The organism is Agarivorans sp. 1_MG-2023 (assembly GCF_030548385.1).
Lineage (GTDB): Bacteria > Pseudomonadota > Gammaproteobacteria > Enterobacterales > Celerinatantimonadaceae > Agarivorans.
The window spans coordinates 1-21,475 of record NZ_JAUOSJ010000019.1 but is presented as its reverse complement, the minus strand read 5'-3'; the positions used below and the strand labels follow the sequence as shown (position 1 = coordinate 21,475).

Here is a 21,475-nt window from a genome sequence, read left to right as displayed (position 1 = left end):
CAGTGGAGCATTCGCCCCACTGAAAAAGCTAGCCGCGTTGCTCTATTGGCAAGTAACTGCGCGGTTCGCTGCCGGTATAGTCGGCGCTCGGTCGAATAATGCGGTTATTGGCGCGTTGCTCCATGATGTGAGCAGCCCAGCCACTCACCCGCGAACAAACAAAAATGGGGGTGAACAGTGGAGTAGGGATGTTCATGAAATGATAGGCGCTGGCATGGAAGAAGTCGGCGTTGCAGAACAACTCTTTTTCACGCCACATTACAGCTTCTACTCGCTCTGATACGGCATACAAATGCTTGTCGCCGTTAGCGTCGCTTAGTTTTTTAGACCAAGCCTTAATTAAGGCATTACGTGGGTCGCTGGTGCGATAAATAGCATGGCCAAAGCCCATGATTTTATCTTTGCGCGCTAGCATTCCCATGATTTCGTTTTCGGCTTGCTCTGGGCTGGTCCAGTCTTCAATCATCGCCATGGCCGCTTCGTTGGCGCCGCCATGCAAAGGGCCACGCAGAGCGCCAATGGCACCAGAAACGGCGGAATGAATATCTGATAGGGTGGAAGCAATGACTCGGCCGGTAAAGGTAGAGGCATTAAACTCATGCTCGGCATAGAGAATCAATGAACATTGCATCACTTGTTCATGCAGTGGATCGGCAGGTTTGTCATGCAATAATTCGAGGAAGTGACCGGCGATAGATTTAGCCGAGCTTTGGGTCGAAATGCGCACACCGTCATGACTAAAGCGATACCAATAACAAATAATGCCCGGCAAGGTCGCAAGCAGGCGATCGGTATGCTGTTGCTGCTCAGCAAAGTTGGCTTCGGTTTCTAGGTTTCCTAGCATCGAAACACCAGTGCGCATTACATCCATAGGGTGAGCATCTGCAGGTATAAGTTCTAACACTGCTTTTAGTGCATCGGGTAGTTCACGCAGGTTATGTAGCGTATCGTGATAGGCCGCCAGTTGCTCGCGATTGGGCAATTCACCATTGCATAGTAGGTAGGCCACTTCTTCAAAGGTGGCTTGGTCGGCGAGTTCGCTAATATCGTAGCCGCAGTAGGTAAGGCCTGAGCCACTTTGGCCTACAGTGCATAATTTGGTTTCGCCTGCGCTTTGGCCTCGTAAGCCTGCGCCTCCTAAAGCTTTCTGTACCATGATGTTCTCCTTCATTCCTTGGTGTTAACAAGCGTGGCATCTGCTGTGCCGCATTGTTTGGCTTGTTAAATGGTGGGCTTAGCGGCTAAATCTTTGTTTGGCTGGCTAAGTCCGTTCACGTAGTGGTGTATACCAATCGACATAGATATCAGTTCATCTATCTCGGTTGGTATTATTCTTGTTTAAATAGCTGGTCGAGTTTTTGTTCGTAGTCGTGGTAGCCCAAGTAGTCGTAGAGCTCGGCGCGGGTTTGCATGCTGTCTACAACATCTCGCTGGTGGCCGTTACTGCGTAAGCTGCGATAAACATTTACAGCTGCTTGATTCATGGCGCGAAAGGCTGATAGCGGGTATAACACCATGTCTACGCCAACATCGGCTAACTCTTCTCCACTAAACAATGGGGTTTGACCAAACTCAGTTATGTTGGCCAAAATTGGCACTTTTACCGCGTCGGCGAATTGTTGGTATTGCTCAAGCGTGAGCATGGCTTCAGGGAAAATCATGTCGGCGCCAGCTTCAACATATTGACAGGCACGTTCGATAGCGCCGCCCATACCTTCGATTTGCAAAGCATCGGTACGCGCCATGACGACAAAATCAGGGTCTACGCGAGCATCTACTGCTGCTTTAATGCGATCTACCATTTCTTGGCTAGAGACAATGGCTTTGTTGGGGCGGTGGCCACAACGTTTTTGTGCCACTTGGTCTTCCATATGCACCGCTGCTGCATCGGAGCGGATCATTTCTTTTACGGTACGGGCAATGTTAAATGCGCCACCAAAACCCACATCTATATCTACCAGTAGAGGTAAGTCGCAAGCTGCGGTAATTCGGCGAACATCTTCTAGTACATCGTTCATGGTGGTGATGCCCAAGTCAGGCAAACCATAAGACGCATTGGCGATGCCTCCGCCAGAAAGGTAAATAGCTTGGTGGCCTTCGCGTTGGGCCATCATGGCGCAGTAGGGATTAATAGTGCCTACTATCTGTAGCGGGTTCTGTTCGGCTACCGCTTGGCGAAAACGTGCTCCTGGTGAGAGTTTTGAGCTGTTCATTCGTTCACTCCTTGAATGTGAGTTGCTGAAGCTTGAGCTTCTAAGCTTTGGTCGGTCAGATTAGTTTGGTGTTGTTGTTCTATGGCTTTGCGGGCGCGCGCTATATGGCGACGCATTAACATTTCGGCCAGTTCGCCATCGCGATCAGCCAGTGCCTGCCAAATGGCCCAATGTTCTTTTAAGGCTCGCTCTGGGCGAGAAACTTGTTTAGCGGCTTGGTAGCGATACATGCGCAACAAGTGGTAAAGCTCGTCACACAGCAGGTTCACTAGGCGTTGGTTAGCGCTGCCCTTAATAATGAGGTAGTGAAAATCGAAGTCACCTTGCTGTTCAAAGTAGGCTTTGCCTTGGTGTTGTTGTAAGTAGCTTTGGTGGTGTTCTAGTAGCTTTTTTAATTCATCAAGCTGAATTGTCGACAATTGCTCGGCGGCTAAGCGACAAGCCATGCCCTCTAAGGCTTCACGCACTGAGTAAATGTCTAACAGTTGTTGTTGGTTAAGCTGTACTACGCGAGCGCCAACGTGAGGCACTCTTTCAACTAAGCCCATGCCTTGCAGTTTTAGTATTGCTTCACGAAGAGGGCCGCGACTCACCCCGTAATGACGGGCTAACTCTGGCTCGGAGATCTTTTCGCCCTGAGCAATTTGGCCGCTCACTATAGCTTCAATTAAGGTATCACTGAGGTTCTGTGATAACAGATTTTGATTTTCGCTGAGCGATTTAGCGGGACTACGTTGTGACATATCAAGGTTACATTCAGGTTGTTTGAATGTTGCACAGTGTAGATCGATTGTTGCAGGTTGATCAAATGATTGTCGACAATATGTGCTTATACTTTAGTTTAAGTAGCGAGATATGCGTTTAAATTAGGAGTTTTGTCGACAATGAATGAGTGGGTTTAGTTATTGTCGACAATGTAGTTATAGCTGGGGATGATTCAGGTTTGTTGTAATAGCGCAGAGATTGGCTTGGGTACGTTCACCTGCCAGTTTTCTAAGGTTGTTAGGCATTCTTCTACCGTGGCCACTTGAACAAATTTGCAATTGTGTTCAGTTACTTGAGCGTGAGCTTGCTGTTTTAAATACTCCAAAATTCCAGAATCTGGAGCTAAGTAAATACAGTGGCTCAACTGGTTTTGTAAACACCAGCCAATTTGCTTTTGCATCACAGGGATACTTTCTGGGGTGAGAAACTGCCAATCGCGGATATCAAAAATGGCCGCCCAAGGCTGTTGTTCAAGCTGACCCACCGTGTGTTTTATATCTTTGCGATATTCATTGGTGGTGGTGACGTTCCAACTATCGTAAAGCTGAGCCAACAGGAAATCTTGGTGAAAGTGTAATTCATAATAACCATGGCTGGCTGGATGCATTCAAACCTCAGATCTACTCATTGAAACGGGGTGTCAGGTTCACTTAGTGTGTATTGCCTAAACTGTCGTTTATTAAACGCGTAATTGAGGCTAACTGCAAATACTAGTTTGTAAGCGTTTGAAGTGAATAAGTCATTAGTATATTTGCCTAAAATAATCAGATATTTAGTGCTAATACACTAGGGTTACCAAGGCTTACAAAAAAGCTTCAATTTAGTTACCTTGCTTGCTTGTTATTTGAGCAGGCTCACGTTATGTTACGTATTCAATCAATTACTGCTTAAGTCGAGGGAACCATGAAACATTGTTTATGTTCAGCATACCGTTTAACCCGACTTGTGCCCGCAGCCTCGCTTGCCATGCGAAATAATAAACATGGCAGCCGAACCAAAGGGCCAGCAGCAAACTAAGATTGAGACCCCTTCAATTTTATCCGAGCTGCGAAGTGTCGCAGTAAGGAAATAGCTAGACCATTCTCTCTATACTGCATCACTTCGCTCTCTATCAAGGAGAACGAGACATGATGTCACTTAAAATTCGCTTATTAACTTTTACCGTAGAATTATTGCTGCGTTATCAACAGCATCTTGAAACCCAGCAATGGCTTAAGCAGCAGCGCCAACAAAGCTGGCGAGTAGAGGGTATTAGTGCTCACATTGCCAAAGATATTGGGGCTGATCCGGATGGTCGATTTAGAGTTAAATTGCAGAAAGTTGAGCCAGAAGGCACCAGTAAGAATGTTAAACGTCAGAGCAGCGATAAAGCATGGCGTATTCGACAGCAAACGGTGAAAATCAAAACGTGAACCAAGCGCCCTACGGGGCGCTTTTTTTGCGAAGGTTTTTTGAATGCTGGTTTGTTATCAGGTATATGCTGGCCAACATCTATAGATATTGGTTATGAATAAAACCTTTTATATACCCAGTTTCTTGATTGCAGTGGATAGTAAAGTCGCTACGCGTACCTGAAATATCTCCCTGTGTATTTACTACTTCAACTCGATCTACCAAGCAATCTTCTAGAAAATTAACATTTTTCCGGTGCATATTAACATCCGTATATTCTGTGATTGTCTCCGATATTTTCCTGCCGCCTGAAAGTGTTAGCCAAAGCTCACCAGTTAAGAAGTCTCTACCTAAGTAGATATTTCTTTCTTCGTAGCAACTTGTCCACTCGGAATCAATACAGTCTTCTATCCTACCTATAAACCGCTGTTTAGTGGTTTGCGGTTTAACATTGCTGTATTCGCTTATCTGTAGATAAGTTTTGTCTTTGTCACTATTTGCGACTTGCATTGCTACGTAAATTGCAGTCCATTTGAACTTAGGCTTAAAAGTGGCTAAAGGATCATAAAGAGAGCCGTTTATATTCGTTATATATAAAGTAAGATCCAGTTGAAAAATAGTTTGAGGACTAGAATCTATGGATATTGAAGTGCTTGTAAAATGAGGACTTGAAACTGATAGCTCATTTTCTGGGTCTGTTAGCACATTCCAGTATGATTGATTAAAATTTCCGGTGATTTTAGGTGACAAATAAACAGTTGCTTTAGGCTCGATAAATAAATCGTCAATATCTTCTATTGTTACATCAGATGTTTTAAAACTTCCGGCCATAGTTACAAAGGCAATAGGTTCATATTCTCCAGCATATAGAATATAAGTCTCTCCAGGCATAAAACCTTGTCCAGGCTGAGTTTCTATTGGTGTAATCGTTAGTTTATGGTTCAAACGAGAAACCTCAGTTGCAATGTCAACTGCATTAACTAGAGATTCAGAATGGGTTAAGGTAAGTACTACATCTTCAGGCTCGCTGCTTAGCGATTTATTGAAAGTGTAAACACTGAAGCTATCGCCTAAAGAAAAATCAGTAAAGTGAGGTAAATGACGATAATTTGAGCCGCTTCTATCAAAGTAATCTGATCTAGGTAGATCGCTAGTGAGCAATCCCGTGAGTAAGCCCGCGAACGAGTTGATTGTTTGTAGTTCGAATATGTTGTTTTGTAAAATGGGTTGGATGACCCCAGCCTCTCCAAAGATAGATTCTTTTGTTTCGACAAAGGTGCTATCTATATCTATGCCTTCGAAGTGCTTTTCAGTATTTTCAACCACCGTAGAGTCAGTTTCTTCAAGGCTCGGGGTCAATTTGAGAAATTGCTCGGCGTTTCCATTAATCACTAACTCTCCACTTTGAAAGCCTAAACCTAAAATGCCTTCCAGAGTGCTTTCAGTTGTGATGCCATATGTCAGTTGAGTATCTTTATCCGTCCATTTGACTAACGCGCCAATGTCAATTGACGTTAAGTTGTTATACAGGTCATGAGACTGATGGATTGAAACATCATTTATAATAAAGTAGGGAGTAATTTGGGTCGTTTGATTTGGTGTATGAAAACTATGTACTTGTTGTGTTTCATTTTCAAAAACATACTTTATAGAGTGCTCACCACTTATTGATTGTGATTCGGGTATCCACCCTTCATCAAGTTTTATATATTTATTTCCGACGATATTGGAATACTTAATCACAGCCGAAAGCTCTGTGATTTGTTGCTGATAGCTAACGCTTTCGATATAAATACTAATGTCGCCTTCTGTATCACTTAAATCTAGCTGAGGTAAATAACAGTCGGACCATGATATAGTCACTGTATCGTTTGCGTTAAATTCCTCTTCTACCTTTCGTTTAGCAGTTATATCGAAATATCCATGAGGGTCATCGCATTTACCGTTGAAACTATCTTTCAAGCCTAAGGTGTTTAACCCACTAACGGCTATTTTACTCAGCTCAGTAGGATATAGGCTAATGCTACTAACCCGTTCTACTATGTTTAAGTTTTCTTGTGATATGTCTGATAAGTGACTATTTGGCTTGGGAGGCTCGATTACATCAGAGCTGCTTCCACCACAACCTAATAGAAAGGCTGTTGCGGTAGTAATAGATAGCATACAGAAAGCTAAACTCATTCCTTGAGTCATATATAATTCCTTAATTATCTGAAGCGCGAATATACCAGTAAATTGAGTGAAAAATCAGTTAATTGATGAACTAGTTTTTATGGTTTAACGCTATTACGATTCAAGTGATCAATTTGAAACGGTATTAATGTATTCCAAAGGCAAGCACCGTGACGCATTCACCTGGGCTTTGGCTATCGCTTTAAAGGCTTAGTAGTTAGAAGTTCATGCTTTCTACAAAAAACTAAGGGTGGATTTGGTGCAAGTGTTGGAGCATGAGCTCAGCTACAGTACACTAGCCGCAGACCGCATTAGTAGGAAACAAATATGAGCGTTGAGCAAGACACTACCCACTTTGGTTATAAAACGGTAAACCGCGAGGAAAAGGTTGGCTTAGTGGCCGATGTTTTTCATTCGGTAGCGGCTAAATATGACGTAATGAACGATCTTATGTCGGGTGGGGTTCATCGCTTGTGGAAACGATTCACCATTGATTGCAGTGGCGTACGCCCTGGCCAAAAGGTGCTAGATTTAGCCGGCGGTACCGGTGATTTAACCGCTAAGTTTTCTCGTATTGTGGGAAATACTGGCGAAGTGGTATTGGCTGACATTAACGACTCAATGCTTAAAATGGGTCGTAGTAAACTGCGTGATAAAGGCATTGTAGGCAATGTGCGTTATGTTCAAGCCAATGCAGAAGCGCTGCCCTTTCCAGACAATACCTTCGATGTGATAACCATTAGTTTTGGCTTACGCAACGTGACCGATAAAGACGCCGCTCTGCGTTCTATGTATCGCGTGCTTAAGCCGGGCGGTCGTTTGTTGGTATTAGAATTTTCTAAGCCAGAGATAGAGGCCGTAAGCAAAGTGTATGACGCTTACTCATTTCACTTGTTGCCCAAAATGGGCCAACTGATCGCCAACGATGCTGAAAGTTATCAATATTTGGCTGAATCTATCCGTATGCACCCAGACCAAGAAACTTTAAAAGGCATGATGCAACAAGCCGGTTTTGAAGGCGTTGATTACTACAATCTAACTGGTGGTGTGGTCGCTCTGCATCGCGGTTACAAGTTTTAAGAGGCCGCTATGCCCTTTTCCTCATTAATCTCCGCTGGTGTAGAAGCGCTGAGTAATCAAGTATTAGCCTTAGATGACACCAGCCAAGCTCGCCGCAGCCAACTGGCTGGTAAAGTGTTGGCTATTAAAATCCAACCTCTGCCGTGTTTTTACTTTGTGATTAGCGAGCAACAGTTAGATGTGCTGAATCAGTTTGAAGGCCAAGCAGATTGCAGTTTGAATTTGTCTTTGTTCACCTTAGCTGAGCTTAAACAGGCAGACAAAATTCCTAGTTTAATTAAGCAAGACAAATTGCAGCTAGAGGGCGATATTAAACTTGCTCAGCAGTTTGCCGATTTGTTCTTGCAGCTAGACCCAGATTTTGAAGAAAAACTATCCCAACGAGTGGGTGATGTTGCGGCTTACCAAATAGTCTCTAAAGGCCGTATGGTCGCCGAAGCGTTAAAAAGTTTATTTAACAAAACCCCTGAAAAATTTACCGAATTGGCTAGCGAAGAGTGGAAATTGCTAGTGGGGCAATTGGAATACCAAACGTGGCAGCAGCAAGTACAGACACTTGCCAAAGACCTAGACAGTTTGGCCGTGAGAATACAGGAATTGAGTGAATGACCCCCAAAGAGTTCGCTCGTTTTAGGCAAATCAATCGTACTTTATGTCGGTATGGTATCGACCAGTTGTTACCCAAACGTTTTTGGCCGTGGCCGCTACGTTTTTTACGCAGCCTAGTATTTTGGTGGCGCAATCAGCATAAAAATAGCGCACCTGGCGCGCGTATTCGAATGGCGATGGAAGAACTCGGGCCGGTATTTATTAAATTTGGCCAAATGATGTCTACCCGCCGTGATTTGTTACCGCCAGACATTGCCGACGAACTCGCTTTACTGCAAGACCAAGTGTCGCCGTTTTCTGGTGAACTAGCGAAACAACAAATTGAGTTGGCCTTAGAACAGCCTATTGAAAATCTGTTTGATGATTTTGATATGCAGCCCTTGGCGTCTGCGTCTATCGCCCAGGTGCATACCGCTCGCTTAAAAGAAAATGGCCAAGAGGTGGTGCTTAAAGTTATTCGCCCTGGCATTGAGCGCACTATTTTGTCTGATATCGCGCTAATGCAGCGCGTAGCTGGGTTTTTTGCGCTGTTTTTCGCTGACGGTCGCCGTTTGCGTCCTAAAGAAGTGGTTGAAGAATATCGCAAAACTATTGTTGATGAATTAGACCTCGCTCGCGAAGCATCGAATGCAATTCAACTGCGCCGTAACTTTACTGACGCAAAAGAGCTGTATGTTCCTGAAGTGTATAGTGAGCATTGTCGTAAAACCTTGTTGGTGATGGAGCGTATTTACGGTATTCCGGTGGCCAATATTGACGAGTTAGAAGCGCAAAATACCAACATGAAATTGTTGGCAGAACGTGGCGTAGAAGTGTTTTTTACTCAGGTATTTCGCGACAGTTTCTTTCATGCAGATATGCACCCGGGTAATATTTTTGTCTCGCGTGAGCACCCAGAAGATCCGCAATACATAGGTATTGATTGCGGCATTGTAGGAACGCTAAACAAAGAAGACCAACGCTATTTAGCGGAAAACTTTTTGGCCTTTTTTAATCGTGACTACCGCAAAGTGGCGCAACTGCATGTAGATAGCGGTTGGGTGCCTTCAGATACCAAGGTAGAAGAGTTTGAAGCAGCGATTCGCACGGTGTGCGAGCCAATATTTGCTAAGCCTTTATCAGAAATATCTTTTGGCCATGTATTGTTAAACCTGTTTAACACTGCGCGACGTTTTAACATGGAAGTGCAGCCGCAATTAGTATTGTTACAAAAAACCTTGCTGTATATAGAAGGTTTAGGACGACAGCTATACCCAGAGTTAGATTTGTGGGCCACAGCGAAACCATTTTTAGAGCGCTGGATGCGCAAACAAGTGGGGCCAGAAGCAGTGTTTACTGCGTTTAAAGAAAAGGCACCCTATTGGTTAGAAACGCTGCCGCATTTGCCAGAGTTGGTTTATGATAACCTGCAATTGGCCAAGCAACAGCAGCTTAAGTTTCAACAGTTTACTGCACAGTATTTGCAGCAACAAAAGCAACGTCAGCGTAGCTTAATTTTGGCTTTGGTGTCCGCTTCTAGCTTAATTTCGGCAGCGGTCATTTACTCAAGCCTACCCATGGTTGCTGCAGCCTTAGCGGTATGTAGTGGTTTAACTGGGTTAATTAGCTGGCGACAACTAAAATAGAACTATGGCCATTGTGGCCAAACAAGAATGTAAAAGGAAAAACAGATGGGTGGAATTAGTATTTGGCAACTGTTGATCGTAGCGGTCATTGTGGTGTTGTTATTTGGCACCAAAAAACTACGTAACATGGGTGGAGATTTAGGCTCAGCGGTGAAGGGTTTTAAAAATGCCATGAACGACGATGATGCCAAGTCTGCAGAAAAATCTACGCCAGAACAGCTCGCTCAAAATAAAGAGCAAACTGAAGAAACCACTAAAAGCAAAGACCAGCAGCAAGGTTAAGCATGTTTGATATTGGCTTTTGGGAGTTAATTTTAATCTCGATTATGGGCTTGGTTATTCTTGGCCCAGAGCGTTTGCCGGGTGCTATTCGCAGTGTATTGGCGGTGGTTAATAAAGTGAAGCAGTCGGTATCGTCTGTGACTACCGAGCTAAAGCAAGAGCTTGAGCTGGATGAGCTGCATCAAAACTTGAAAAAGGCCGAGCAACAAGGCTTAGAATCACTGAATGGTGATTTGAGTGAGTCTTTTGAAACCTTAAAGGCACGCGCCGAGTCTGTCACTCGCCCATATCAAAAGACCACATCCGATAAGCCTGATGTTGAAAAGGCTGATCCTGCAAATACTCAGCATCAAGCCGACACGGTGGAAATGCCTGCAGATTCACAACCTGAAGCCAACCAAGAAGATAAAAAATAAGCTATGAGTGATGCCCCAGCGCAACCCCTAATTGAGCATTTAGTTGAGTTACGCAATCGCTTGCTGCGTGGCGTATTGGCCTGTTTAATTGTATTTCTTGGCCTAGTCTATTTTGCTAACGATATTTATTCGCTAGTGGCCGATCCTTTGTTAGCGGTATTGCCCGATAACGCCAGTATGATTGCTACCGACGTAGCCGCGCCGTTTTTCACGCCTATTAAGCTCACTTTAGTGGCGTCGGCGTTTATAGCGATGCCTTATTTATTGGCGCAAGCTTGGGGCTTTATCGCGCCGGGTTTGTATCAACACGAGCGTAAGTTACTCATTCCTTTGGTATTTGGCTCTGGTTTATTGTTTTATGCTGGAGTGGCTTTCGCCTACTTTGTGGTATTCCCGCTGGCTTTTGCATTTTTTACTGCGGTAGCGCCAGAAGGCGTAACCATTGCCACCGATATTTCTAATTACCTCGATTTTGTACTGAAGCTGTTTTTTGCCTTTGGTTTAGCCTTTGAAATCCCCATTGCCACCATGTTGCTGTGTTGGTCGGGTGCGACTACTCCGGAAAAGCTGCGTAGCAAGCGTCCTTATGTGATTGTAGGGGCCTTTGTGGTGGGTATGTTGTTAACCCCGCCAGATGTGATTTCTCAAACCTTATTAGCCTTGCCAATGTGGCTGCTGTTTGAAGTCGGTTTATTCTTTGCGCGTTTTTATGTACGCAAGAATGATGACGAAGAAGCACAAGCCTAAGCCTAAGCCTCATGTTTGATATCGCGCTTAATCTTACCAGTTCGCAGTTTGATAAAGACCGCACCGAGGTGGTTGAGCGTGCCCAACAATCGGGCATTAATGGCATGTTATTGCTTGCTTCCGACATGCAAGAAAGCCAAGCAGTCAGTGAGTTGGCACTGCAATGGCCAAATCTGTGTTACGCCACTGCGGGAGTGCATCCGCACGATGCTAAATCGGTAAGTGTAAAACAGCTGGCCGAGTTAAAACCTTTATTGGCGCAATCGCAGGTGGTGGCTGTGGGAGAGTGTGGCCTCGACTTTAATCGTGATTTTTCACCTCGTCCTCAGCAAGAAGCGATATTTGAAGCGCAGCTCGCCTTAGCGGCAGAGTTACACATGCCGGTGGTAATGCATGAGCGAGACGCCCATCAGCGCTTTATCGATATTCTTACTCCTTGGCGCGATAAGCTGCCTGGTGCAGTGTTGCATTGCTTTACTAGCGACCAAGCAGCGCTTAAAGCCTGCTTAGATTTAGACCTCTACATTGGCATAACCGGTTGGGTGTGTGACGAACGCCGAGGTCAAGACTTACAGCAACGCGTCACCGAAATTCCCGATAATCGTTTACTGCTAGAAACTGACGCGCCTTACCTGCTGCCACGAGATCTTAAACCCAAACCTAAAAGCCGCCGTAACGAGCCTTGTTATTTAGGGCACATTTACCAGCGGGTAGCCGATTTACGCCAGCAAGATGTGTTTGAGCTACAACAACAAGTACAGCAAAACGCCAAACAATTATTCCAACTGTAATCACCTTGTCACTTTTTTGATGTTTCCTTGAGTTTTGTCTTATTATTCACACCTTGGGTGTAGTTCTTGCTTGGCTATATGCTTAAAAGATTCCTATGCTTGAAAGATAAGTCTGGAAATAAACCCGAATAGGCTTCAAAACGGCTTTAAAAAGCCGCCTCAAGGACGAGATTATACTTTGATTAGATTAGTGTTATTTCTTCAACGATACGGTTTTGCCATTGGCTGTTTGCTGGTGTTTAGCCCTGTTAGCGTGGCGGCGATTGTAAACAACAACCACCTTTATCAGAAAACCCAAGTCATCACTCAACAGCTGGTGGCGATTCGTGAACAGCAAAAGCTTCCAGCACTTAGTACCGAACCGCAAATTTTTGCCGATAAGCTGGCTATCCATTTGGTATTTAAGAGCCAGCAGTTAAGTGAGTTTGCTGCCAAGCTGCAAAGCAAGCATGGCGTGCCTGTTAGTGCTAATAAAAACGTGGCTTATCGTGTCATTCGGCCACGTAGCGTTATGCCTTATCTGGAGTTGTTAGAGCAACAACTTGATGCTGTGGCGACTAAAATAGCGGCGAGTAAGCCCGCAGACGTAGAGCGTCCCTTAGGGAAATCAGTGAATGATGTTTACCAACAATTGGTGATTATTGAGGCCTTATTTGTTGATTTAGTTGATCGAGAAGGGAACACCGCGTTAGCCAAGAACCTCGCGATCATTAAGGGCGATCTACAACAGATAAGCCAGTTAAAAGACTTACCACTGAACTTTGCATCACTAGACAATTTTCAAAACCGCGAGTTAACAGACGCTAATATTGTGGCTTTTCAGTGTTTGTATTTATTAGAACGTTTATTCCGCCAATTGGCGATAGAACCCAGCAAGCCAGGGCGTTTACCTACCGGGGAATCCAGCCTCTATCAAGTGGTGGATAGCACCGTTAATTTACGTGCCGAGTTACATCGAGCTAAAACCATCTTACAAATCGAACAAGACAGCCCTGCAGAACCAATGGCAGACCTTAGCAATGCGAACTTGCTATACGCGCAGTTGGTGCAACTGCGTAGTGGTTTGTTACAGATGGTAGGAGCGCCAGCCTTATGATGGGCAAATTGAGCCTTAGTCAAAAAATCGCCCTGATTCCTGTTGGTATTGTGGTGCTGCTGGGCATTATGCTGTGGAGCAGCATGTTAGCGCTAAAAAATGTTGAGCAACAAACCGTTGAGTTTTCGCAAAAAGTTGAGCCACGAGCCCGCTTAGCGGGTGAGTTGTCGGTAAATGCTTTACAGCGTTTAGTGGTGCAATCACGCTTTAGCCAAAGCGAAGACCCTCAGTTATTACAGCGCTACCAACAGTTATCGCAACAGGCGGAGCAACTAGGAGGGAGTCCTCACCTTGCTGGTTTTGATAACGCCGAACAGATTACCAGTAACTCCCAGTTGCTAGACCAACATTTTGCCGCTGAATTGGTTCCTTTATTAGCAGAAGTGAGCCGTCTTGAAAATGCTGTGTTACGCCAGTTAGTACCACATGCGCTGGCCAATAGCGCTGATATTCATGCCACCTTAGATCCTCTGAACTCTGGCCGTTTACCGGGATTAACCGTTAATTTAGCGAATCATATTCAAGCCGCTGCTATTGCTTTAATGAGCCATTTAAACCGCCAAGATGATCGCAGTAAAGACCAATTCTATTTAGAGCTATTTGGTGCAGAAAATGCCTTGTTAGATTTACAAAAAGGGCTAAACCGAGAGCACCACAAAGCCTGGATTAAGCTTGTGGCTAAAGACGTTGCCGAGCTGGCTACCTCGGCCTCTCGGTTATTTGAGTTACTGCAAGAGCGTCAATTGCTAATGGAAGACCTATTAAACCCTGCCGCTGAGCAAGTGGTGCAGGGTGCGAGTGACAGCCAGCAACATCAATGGCAAGTGCTCAGTAATTCTAGCCGAGCCATTAGCCAACAATTACAACAAACCGCCTGGACTAATATGGCCTTTGGTTTGTCTATTGTGGTGATATCGCTACTCATGGGCTGGATAATTACCCGTTTGATTCGCCAACCTATTGTGACCATGGTTGAAGCGATGCAAGCGATTGCTCAAGGAGATGGTGATTTAACTCAGCGGCTTAAAGTAAAAGGCAAGGATGAGTTAGCGCAGCTAGCCGAAGCCTTTAACCAGTTTATTGCATTACTGCAAACCACTGTAACCACTATTAATACTAACGTGGTGGAGCTTAATTTGGCAGCAGGGCAGCTAAATGATTTGGCTCAGCAATCTAAAGACCAAATGGGCCAACAGCAGCAAGTGGTTGGCGAAGTTAGCCACCATATTGGTCAGTTATCGCAAGGTTTTAGCGAAGTGGCTGATCATGTACGCAGTGCTGATACCTCTGCGATTGCGATTGATGAAGCCTCCGAACACGGCAATCAGCTGACTCAATCCGCCACCTCTGAAATAAAGCAGCTAGTGGGGCAGGTGGATAGCGCATCTGAAGATATGCGAGAGCTGGCGCAAAATAGTAAAGATGCCAGTAAGATCTTAGAAGTGATTAATGGCATTGCAGAGCAAACTAATTTGCTGGCGTTAAATGCCGCCATTGAATCGGCTCGCGCAGGAGAGCATGGTCGCGGCTTTGCGGTAGTGGCTGATGAGGTAAGGAACTTAGCCAAGCAAACCCGTGGTTCTACCGATCAAATTGAGCAAATGATGGGAGAATTAGTCAAAGGTGCAGAAAAAACCGAAGGGCAAATGCGGCAAGGGCGCAGCCAAGCTAGCGCTAGTTTTGAACTGATGTCGGAAATGCAGCAATCAGTAGCAACGACTCACCAGTTAGTTAGCGATATTACTAACTTGCTGGATGACGTAACGGCTGCTTGTGATGCACAGTTAAATACCTCGGAAACAGTCGTCAACGAGATGCAAGATATTGAATCGGCTGCGCAACGCAGTTTAGAAGGTACCGAGCACACAGCTCAACAGGCTGAAAAAGTGGGTCAATTGAGTGGATTGATACAAGCCAGTATTGCCAATTTTAAGGTATAAAACTGTTTACTATCACTGATCAATACAAGGGGAAGCATATGCTTCCCTTTTTTATTTAAAGGGGAAAATGAGCCAGGAAGTGTGACTCCGTTCTCTTGGCTTTATGTAATATAAACGTATGATTTAAAATGATAATGTCTTGCGACATGATTTGTCGCAGATTGGTTGTAGCGTATGCATACACCTCAGTAGTTTAAGGAATTTGTATGTCGCTAGCCAAGGATCCGCTGTTAAGGCAACTCAGTATGTTGCAAATGATCCCAAAGCCACCGGGACGTATTGCAAGCACTACATTGATGGAACGCTTGTTAGAACGAGGCTTCGAGGTATCAGAGCGAACCATACAAAGAGATTTACAAAAACTTTCTAGTATATTCCCGCTAATAGTAGATGAATCTAGCAAGCCTTATCGTTGGAGCTTAACTGCTGAATACTCATCTTCACTGCCTGCCATTGATACTGCTACATCACTCGCTTTTGCATTGGCCGAGCCCTTTCTTAAACGTCAATTACCCAATGCAGCGCTATCGCTAATTACGAGGGAAACCAATCAAGCTAAGCGCCACTTAAATGCGCTACAGCAGAACGAATTAAGCAAATGGCGAAGTAAGGTGAGAACTATTCCTGATGGCCTCCAGTTTGTGCTCCCGGAGATAAATCAGCAAGTATGGCAGCAACTAAGTGACGCGTTGCTTCATGAGCAGCAGGTCAAGGTAAGTTATTACAGCCGCAAGAAATCTAAAGAGCGAGAGCTCATTCTTAACCCTCTCGGTATTGTTAATAAATCCAAATGTTCGTACCTCGTAGCCATTGTAGAGGGCTATGAAACACCTACTATTTACGCACTTCACCGTTTCCGTAAAGCTCAAGTACAGGCCGAAAGTTGCGCGTCACCAGCAGATTTCAATTTAGACGAGTATTTGCAATCTGGCGCGCTGGGTTGGAGTGAATCGCCTCAAGCTCATGTAATGCTCATTGCCAACATTAGCAGTGAGTTGGCAATCACTCTCAAAGAAGCACCCATCAGCGATAGTCAAAAAATACAGCGTGATAAACAAGAACCACGCCCTTACAGGTTGATGGCTAAAGTCCCTAACAATAAAGAAACCCTCTGGTGGCTGTTTAGCCTTAATTCACGGATACACGTTTTAGAGCCAGATTGTTGGGTAAATGAGATTAAAAAAACAATCGAAGAACTCGCTGATGCATATGCAGTGTAGTACTACCAAATTTGAAAAAACATTAAGTGAGAATCTATGGAAGAGCTCAGAAAGTTAAGTCCTGTTCAGGATCAAGTTGTGAATAAGGCGATAGAAAATATTAATCGTAAGCTCATCGCGGGTTACCGTAATCGCAGTCGCACTCCTACTTCTGGGCAGCAGCCTGGGATTAAATCTACGTTTAAAAATACGATTAAAGCTGCATCGGCGAAAGACGCTATCGAAGTGGCACAACGTGGCTCTGTGTGGAAAGAAGTCATAAGCAAAAGCTTTTCGCACGGGATCCTCTCCCTAGCATCGCTAAAGTTCGATAGTGAATTTACCGTTAAAAATGGGCAAGCTGAGGGGTTGGCAAGCACTACTGATAAACCGGGTGTGTACGTAGTGTATGACAAGCAAGGCAATGTTCGTTATATCGGCGATGCGGTTAATGTTAAAAAGCGCTGGCAGGCTGGTCATCTTAATGAGAATAAACAAAAAGAAAAAAATGGTGAGAAATATAAGTTACAAGCTGAGTTTGATGAAGGCTGTACTGTAAAGGTGATTGAATGCGAGAGTCCTGAGGCTGCTGCAGCCTTGGAAGCATCGTTGATTCAGGAGGCCAGAAGCTCTGAAGATTATGATGTCGTTAATGCCAAGGAAGAGCTCTTAAACCAGCAAGGTTCTCGATCGAATATAGAAGCAAAAAAAGTAAAAGACAGTTTAGAGAGCAGAGCCGAACTGGCCATGGGAGCAGGTAAAGAAGCGCTTAAAAATGGTGGTTGGTCAATGGTGGAGAAGGCTATTACAGAGAGTATTCAAGCCTTTAAGGACGAACTGGTGGACTTCTTTTTGTCGGGTGAACATATGTTTATCGAACGGCTTAAGCGGTTGCTGAAAAAGATATTTCAGATCCTTAAAAACCAGCTGACCAACATCTCTGAGATGCTGAAGGGGGTATTTGAATTTGTCGTAAACGCCTTTAGCAAAGCCATTAGTCAAATGTATCAGTTGGCTAAAAATCTCTATGACTTGGGCTCTGCAGCTTGGGATCTATATAAAAACAGAAACACGATGACTAAAGAGCAGTTAATTGAGAAAGCTACCCAGACCATCGTACTGAGTGCGAATACTGTTTTTTGGGGAAGCATGGATCTTGTGTTTGAAGCTCAACTAACCCCCATCGCAGGGCCAATGGCGCCCTTTATTGCTGCAATAATTTCGGCTATGGGCTTTGGTATAACAGGTCACTACCTGAATGAGTTTGTGCCAAAAATTGTAGATTTTATTGTGGGTGGCTACACCGAAACCAAGCAGCATTTACAAGAATCTGCAACTCAACTAATAGAGTCATCCAGAATGAACATACAAATGGTTAATTCATTAGAAAGCTATGTTCAGTCAAGCGTATTGCTGGTTACAGAAGTAGAAAGTCACACGGAAAGGCTAACAACAGTATCATCGCGAAAGATTGCTGTACGAGAAGATATTGAGTTTTAATAGGAGAACAAAATGACAAATTCAGGTACCAATCAAGATACAACAATAAGTTTGCCACAATCTAATCAGCTGACTCGTCAAGATCAAACGCATGTACAAGAATTAGTCTCTCGTTTGGGTGAATTTAAAGAACAGCTTCAGCATTCTATGAGCAATGTTGAAGACATAAATGGTGAAGAGATTAAAACCGGCCTGTTAAGTAATCTAAGAGGAAAAACTGATGCACAAATTGCCAGTCAGGTGAAGTCTCTGGGTTTAAACCTGCATGCCACTCAAAAAGTCGTGATGTTTTTGATTGAGCTAAATCATGTGAAGAATGAGGTGTTACGAGGCTTTTATGGTGCTTTAGTTGATAAGTTAGTGGAGCTAGATCAAGAGCAAGAAACTATTACCGGAGATTTAGGACAGTCTCAAAAAAATGAACGTAAAATTGTCGAAAAAATCAAAGAACAAGTAGAACTTCGTTTAGCCATTGAGCAAGGCATTGAGTCAAATGCTGCTGGTGTGCAAAGCAACTCAACGAGCATTAAGTCGAATCAAACTAAAATCGTAGATAACTTCTCTAGCATTCAAACTAATGCTTCTTCGATTAAAGAAAACCTCCAGAATATCGATGAGAATAAAAGCCAACTGTCTGCTCTAAGTTCATCTTTAAGCGAGAAAGAGAAGCTAGATGCAGAGCAAACGATTCAGCTGGCAGAGCATGAGCAAAGAGTTCATAAGCTTGAGCAACAAATTATAAGCTTACAGCAAGATTTGGGGGGAAAAGTGCAGAACTCTAAAAAGCTCACTCATATCTATGGTGTGCTCAGCATTGTTGGGGTAGTTGTAGGTGTATCAGCCCTTTTATTAGTCATTTAGGGCTAAGTTAATTCGGTGAGTTTCACATGCAGAGGCCGCGGCCACATAGCGGTTTCTGTGTTTGTTTACTAAAAGGAAATAAGAACCCGGTAAATAGGCTCACTTTGGCAAGCCCGTTTATGCTTGTCACATATATTTCTTATTATTTATTTTTCGCTTTTTGAAAATGTTTTCACCGCCCCATGAAAAGGCTTTCTTAAACAATCGTTAGTGTTATCCCCCTATTTTTCATCTTTAAATGATCTTTGTTGGTAGTTTTTTGCCATATTTATTTTCTATATATCAATGGGTTAATAAAAGTTTAATGTTACGGGTCTAGTTTTCCCGCGGTATTTATTTCGATGTATTCGCAAGTTAATTAGTACTTATTGAGGAAATCTAATGCAATTAGGGAAAGTATTAAAAGTAGTGGCTGGGGTATCAATTGCTTCTGCTTTAGCAGGATGTTCTGACGACACAGAATATGTGTATGTTGATCCGCCAATCGCAGACAGCATCGATTTAGGGCCATTTAAATGTAGCGAAGAAGAGATCGCTGAAGACGCCAACAAAGATTGCCGTTTGTACATTAAAGGTTCTATGAATAGCTGGTCGTCGCGCCCAGAAGCACAACTGCATTACCAGGGAGAAGGCGAGTACATAGCTTTGTTCAGCATGCAGCCCGGTGAGTACTCATTTAAAATCTCTGATCCAAGCTGGAGCGCTGAGCGTGACTTAGCCATTGGTGAAGACGCTGATGCCGAAGTGGTATTTGATATTCCAATGGAGCTGCAACGCAAGTATGACGACTTTGGTAACCAAAATATGGATATCACAGTTTCCAGCGATGAAGACCAAGTGTATCGCTTTACCTTAGATTCGTCGGCCACGATTAACAACCCCACCTTATTAATTGAAAACATCACCGATACCGACGTAGATAACTTAAGCCAAGCGATGTACTTAGTGGGTACCTTTAACGATTGGACTGCTAATGACAGCAGCGAGTTTAGCTACGCGGGTGCCGGTAACTACCAATTACAGGTAAAATTTGCTGAAGCTGGCACCATTAGCTTTAACCTGCATCAAGGTATAGATAAACCTTTGGTTTACGGTTCTTTAGATAACCAACCAATTAGCCTAAGCGAAGGTGAGTCGTCATTAACGACTTACCCTGGCGGAAAAATGTCTGCGCAGGTTGAAGCGGGTACTTATGTATTCTCTTTATCAACCTTGGGCGATGGCCAGCAAGCGGTGCCACTAACCTTGTCTAAAATGCGCGCGGTAGTGGGTCACGACACCATCACCGTACCTGATTTAGCCACCAGTGTTACCGCCGATGGCAGTACCTTTGCTCAAAGTTATACGTGGGAAACGGAAGGTGATATTACAGTTGGTTTAGCCAACGACGAGGCTCAAACCATTGAGGGTATTCGTCAGTTAGCTACCGCCGATTCTCTAGGCCGTTATCAAGTAAACCTTAGCATTAACAAAGGCCAAGCTAGCGACAGCCAAGACATAGATGTTATTGAGGTCGTATCTGCGAACAACATTGTAATGATGATTGGCGATGGTATGGGTTATGGGCAAATTGATATTACTCGTGCTTATCAAGGTGAATCCTTATTCCTAGAATCTGGCAAGCATCGTGGTGATATTAAAACCGCCAGCGCTGATACTCTAGGTTACGAAAATCTTGCCGAGCTAGGCATGAATTACTATACCGACTCAGCCGCCGCGGCAACCGCTATTTCGACAGGCCGTAAAGCTATCTCTGGCACCATTGCTCAAGCGCGTCCGGGTGATGGTTCTGATTTAGAAACCATTTTGGAATATGCTCAAAAACAGGGTAAATCAGTAGGTATTGTTGCTACGTCGCACTGTGTGCATGCTACACCTGCAGCTTTTGCTTCACACGGTCCGAACCGAAATGACTTTGTTACCTTGTCAAAAAGTATGTTTGGCGACGTAAAGCCAAACGTTGCCTTATGTGGCAGTAAGCAAGTTGATGACGTAGACGTGATTAGCCAGCAGGCTGCGCTAGGTGGTTACACCATCGTTAAAAACAAAACTGACATGATCCCGGCGGTAGCTGCGTTACCTGCAACAGACCCTGATGCAGAAATTTTATTTGCCGGTATTTTTGGTGAAGACGAAATCCCTTATGTATTACCGCTTGGCGATCAGAAAAGTTACGAAGAGCAAGACATTCCCCAGCTGAATGAAATGACTCAAGTAGCCATAGATATTCTGTCTAAAAATCCTAATGGCTTTGTCTTAATGGTAGAAGGTTCGCAAATTGATTTTGCTGGTCACCTTAACGATGAAGAGCGTTTGATTCATGAAACCATTGCCTTTGATACCACGGTTGAAGAAGTCGCTAACTGGGCTGATTTACGCAGTGACTCAATGGTCATTGTAACTGCCGATCACGAAACGGGTGGTTTGAAGCTTGAGAAAACCAACGGTGTAGGTGTAGTACCAGAAGTCAGTTGGAAGTGGGGAAGCCATACTAACGTTGATGTACCTATTGCTTCTTGGGGCTTAAATTCACATGCCTTTGTTGGCCGTTCGGTAGACAACACTGCGATTTACAATGTAATGCGCGGCGCTTTAGACGCTGAGTAAATAAGCTATTACCTCTGAACTGTGCCTTGGCATAGTTCAGAGGACTTCAGGTGAACTATGTTACGAATATTATGTTTTGTCTTTGCTGGCTTAATTAGCCCATTAGTATTGGCGACTCCAAACCCTTGGTTATCGCTGGTGCCAGAGTTAGAAAGAGATCAGCCAAACCAAAATCCTATT

At 44.1% G+C, this 21,475-nt stretch carries 19 protein-coding genes; 14 read left to right on the top strand and 5 right to left on the bottom strand.

The genetic code is table 11. The annotated features are described in order from the left end of the window. Positions 1-28 precede the first annotated feature (28 nt). The 4 genes from prpC to Q4592_RS20365 all read right to left on the bottom strand — a co-directional run bounded on the left by prpC (position 29) and on the right by Q4592_RS20365 (position 3,585). Positions 29-1,156: a 2-methylcitrate synthase gene (gene prpC, locus Q4592_RS20380; protein WP_303516548.1), complete on the bottom strand. Its 1,128-nt coding sequence runs from the start codon at positions 1,154-1,156 to the stop codon at positions 29-31. A gap of 172 nt (positions 1,157-1,328) precedes the next feature. Next, positions 1,329-2,213, bottom strand: coding sequence for a methylisocitrate lyase (prpB, locus tag Q4592_RS20375; protein WP_303516547.1), 885 nt, complete (start codon positions 2,211-2,213; stop codon positions 1,329-1,331). After that, positions 2,210-2,956 (bottom strand): GntR family transcriptional regulator, encoded by a 747-nt coding sequence (locus Q4592_RS20370; protein WP_303516546.1) that lies wholly within the window; start codon positions 2,954-2,956, stop codon positions 2,210-2,212. Before Q4592_RS20370 ends, prpB begins: the two co-directional genes overlap by 4 nt. 194 nt (positions 2,957-3,150) lie before the next feature. Continuing rightward, positions 3,151-3,585 (bottom strand): hypothetical protein, encoded by a 435-nt coding sequence (locus tag Q4592_RS20365; RefSeq protein ID WP_303516544.1) that lies wholly within the window; start codon positions 3,583-3,585, stop codon positions 3,151-3,153. A 520-nt stretch (positions 3,586-4,105) separates the two neighbouring features. Here Q4592_RS20365 and Q4592_RS20360 point away from each other — a divergent pair. After that, on the top strand, positions 4,106-4,390 hold the full coding sequence (locus Q4592_RS20360) for a hypothetical protein (RefSeq protein ID WP_303516542.1): 285 nt from the start codon (positions 4,106-4,108) through the stop codon (positions 4,388-4,390). Between the two features lie 79 nt (positions 4,391-4,469). On the opposite strand, the gene Q4592_RS20355 is transcribed toward Q4592_RS20360, so the two are convergent. Further along, a complete protein-coding gene (locus tag Q4592_RS20355) occupies positions 4,470-6,563 on the bottom strand; it encodes a hypothetical protein (protein WP_303516540.1) in 2,094 nt (697 codons plus the stop codon). Between the two features lie 306 nt (positions 6,564-6,869). On the opposite strand from Q4592_RS20355, the gene ubiE reads away from it, so the two are divergent. From ubiE to Q4592_RS20290, 13 genes are all read left to right on the top strand, one after another. Then, positions 6,870-7,622, top strand: coding sequence for a bifunctional demethylmenaquinone methyltransferase/2-methoxy-6-polyprenyl-1,4-benzoquinol methylase UbiE (gene ubiE, locus Q4592_RS20350; protein WP_303516539.1), 753 nt, complete (start codon positions 6,870-6,872; stop codon positions 7,620-7,622). A gap of 9 nt (positions 7,623-7,631) precedes the next feature. Continuing rightward, on the top strand, positions 7,632-8,231 hold the full coding sequence (locus Q4592_RS20345) for an SCP2 domain-containing protein (protein ID WP_303516537.1): 600 nt from the start codon (positions 7,632-7,634) through the stop codon (positions 8,229-8,231). Further along, positions 8,228-9,856: a ubiquinone biosynthesis regulatory protein kinase UbiB gene (gene ubiB, locus Q4592_RS20340; RefSeq protein WP_303516535.1), complete on the top strand. Its 1,629-nt coding sequence runs from the start codon at positions 8,228-8,230 to the stop codon at positions 9,854-9,856. Before Q4592_RS20345 ends, ubiB begins: the two co-directional genes overlap by 4 nt. Before the next feature lie 45 nt (positions 9,857-9,901). Further along, positions 9,902-10,138: a twin-arginine translocase subunit TatE gene (tatE, locus tag Q4592_RS20335; protein ID WP_137672554.1), complete on the top strand. Its 237-nt coding sequence runs from the start codon at positions 9,902-9,904 to the stop codon at positions 10,136-10,138. A 2-nt stretch (positions 10,139-10,140) separates the two neighbouring features. After that, positions 10,141-10,554 carry a Sec-independent protein translocase protein TatB gene (gene tatB / locus Q4592_RS20330; protein ID WP_303516533.1) on the top strand — a complete coding sequence of 138 codons (414 nt, stop codon included), beginning with the start codon at positions 10,141-10,143 and terminating at the stop codon, positions 10,552-10,554. Positions 10,555-10,557: 3 nt separating this feature from the next. Then, the gene (gene tatC / locus Q4592_RS20325; RefSeq protein ID WP_137672552.1) at positions 10,558-11,301 is read left to right on the top strand and encodes a twin-arginine translocase subunit TatC; all 744 of its coding nucleotides are present in this window, start codon (positions 10,558-10,560) and stop codon (positions 11,299-11,301) included. Positions 11,302-11,312: 11 nt separating this feature from the next. Further along, complete coding sequence (locus Q4592_RS20320) at positions 11,313-12,092, top strand: TatD family hydrolase (protein WP_303516530.1); 780 nt, start codon at positions 11,313-11,315, stop codon at positions 12,090-12,092. A 178-nt stretch (positions 12,093-12,270) separates the two neighbouring features. Next, positions 12,271-13,188, top strand: a complete 918-nt coding sequence (locus Q4592_RS20315; RefSeq protein WP_303516529.1) for a hypothetical protein — start codon at positions 12,271-12,273, stop codon at positions 13,186-13,188. Beyond that, positions 13,185-15,128 (top strand): methyl-accepting chemotaxis protein, encoded by a 1,944-nt coding sequence (locus tag Q4592_RS20310; protein WP_303516528.1) that lies wholly within the window; start codon positions 13,185-13,187, stop codon positions 15,126-15,128. The genes Q4592_RS20315 and Q4592_RS20310 overlap by 4 nt, the downstream gene beginning before the upstream one ends. A gap of 206 nt (positions 15,129-15,334) precedes the next feature. Next, complete coding sequence (locus Q4592_RS20305) at positions 15,335-16,348, top strand: YafY family protein (RefSeq protein WP_303516527.1); 1,014 nt, start codon at positions 15,335-15,337, stop codon at positions 16,346-16,348. Positions 16,349-16,384: 36 nt separating this feature from the next. After that, positions 16,385-17,827: a GIY-YIG nuclease family protein gene (locus Q4592_RS20300; protein ID WP_303516526.1), complete on the top strand. Its 1,443-nt coding sequence runs from the start codon at positions 16,385-16,387 to the stop codon at positions 17,825-17,827. Positions 17,828-17,839: 12 nt separating this feature from the next. Beyond that, entirely contained in the window at positions 17,840-18,688 is an 849-nt protein-coding gene (locus Q4592_RS20295; protein ID WP_303516524.1) for a hypothetical protein, read from the top strand. 381 nt (positions 18,689-19,069) lie between these two features. Beyond that, positions 19,070-21,295, top strand: a complete 2,226-nt coding sequence (locus tag Q4592_RS20290) for an alkaline phosphatase (protein WP_303516522.1) — start codon at positions 19,070-19,072, stop codon at positions 21,293-21,295. The last annotated feature ends 180 nt before the right edge of the window (positions 21,296-21,475 follow it).

What these genes read in the sequence shown, in the direction of transcription:
- prpC (WP_303516548.1), bottom strand. Translation starts at nt 1,156, where the DNA reads ATGGTACAGAAAGCTTTAGGAGGCGCAGGCTTACGAGGCCAAAGCGCA.
- prpB (WP_303516547.1), bottom strand. Translation starts at nt 2,213, where the DNA reads ATGAACAGCTCAAAACTCTCACCAGGAGCACGTTTTCGCCAAGCGGTA.
- Q4592_RS20370 (WP_303516546.1), bottom strand. Translation starts at nt 2,956, where the DNA reads ATGTCACAACGTAGTCCCGCTAAATCGCTCAGCGAAAATCAAAATCTG.
- Q4592_RS20365 (WP_303516544.1), bottom strand. Translation starts at nt 3,585, where the DNA reads ATGCATCCAGCCAGCCATGGTTATTATGAATTACACTTTCACCAAGAT.
- Q4592_RS20360 (WP_303516542.1), top strand. Translation starts at nt 4,106, where the DNA reads ATGATGTCACTTAAAATTCGCTTATTAACTTTTACCGTAGAATTATTG.
- Q4592_RS20355 (WP_303516540.1), bottom strand. Translation starts at nt 6,563, where the DNA reads ATGACTCAAGGAATGAGTTTAGCTTTCTGTATGCTATCTATTACTACC.
- ubiE (WP_303516539.1), top strand. Translation starts at nt 6,870, where the DNA reads ATGAGCGTTGAGCAAGACACTACCCACTTTGGTTATAAAACGGTAAAC.
- Q4592_RS20345 (WP_303516537.1), top strand. Translation starts at nt 7,632, where the DNA reads ATGCCCTTTTCCTCATTAATCTCCGCTGGTGTAGAAGCGCTGAGTAAT.
- ubiB (WP_303516535.1), top strand. Translation starts at nt 8,228, where the DNA reads ATGACCCCCAAAGAGTTCGCTCGTTTTAGGCAAATCAATCGTACTTTA.
- tatE (WP_137672554.1), top strand. Translation starts at nt 9,902, where the DNA reads ATGGGTGGAATTAGTATTTGGCAACTGTTGATCGTAGCGGTCATTGTG.
- tatB (WP_303516533.1), top strand. Translation starts at nt 10,141, where the DNA reads ATGTTTGATATTGGCTTTTGGGAGTTAATTTTAATCTCGATTATGGGC.
- tatC (WP_137672552.1), top strand. Translation starts at nt 10,558, where the DNA reads ATGAGTGATGCCCCAGCGCAACCCCTAATTGAGCATTTAGTTGAGTTA.
- Q4592_RS20320 (WP_303516530.1), top strand. Translation starts at nt 11,313, where the DNA reads ATGTTTGATATCGCGCTTAATCTTACCAGTTCGCAGTTTGATAAAGAC.
- Q4592_RS20310 (WP_303516528.1), top strand. Translation starts at nt 13,185, where the DNA reads ATGATGGGCAAATTGAGCCTTAGTCAAAAAATCGCCCTGATTCCTGTT.
- Q4592_RS20305 (WP_303516527.1), top strand. Translation starts at nt 15,335, where the DNA reads ATGTCGCTAGCCAAGGATCCGCTGTTAAGGCAACTCAGTATGTTGCAA.
- Q4592_RS20300 (WP_303516526.1), top strand. Translation starts at nt 16,385, where the DNA reads ATGGAAGAGCTCAGAAAGTTAAGTCCTGTTCAGGATCAAGTTGTGAAT.
- Q4592_RS20295 (WP_303516524.1), top strand. Translation starts at nt 17,840, where the DNA reads ATGACAAATTCAGGTACCAATCAAGATACAACAATAAGTTTGCCACAA.
- Q4592_RS20290 (WP_303516522.1), top strand. Translation starts at nt 19,070, where the DNA reads ATGCAATTAGGGAAAGTATTAAAAGTAGTGGCTGGGGTATCAATTGCT.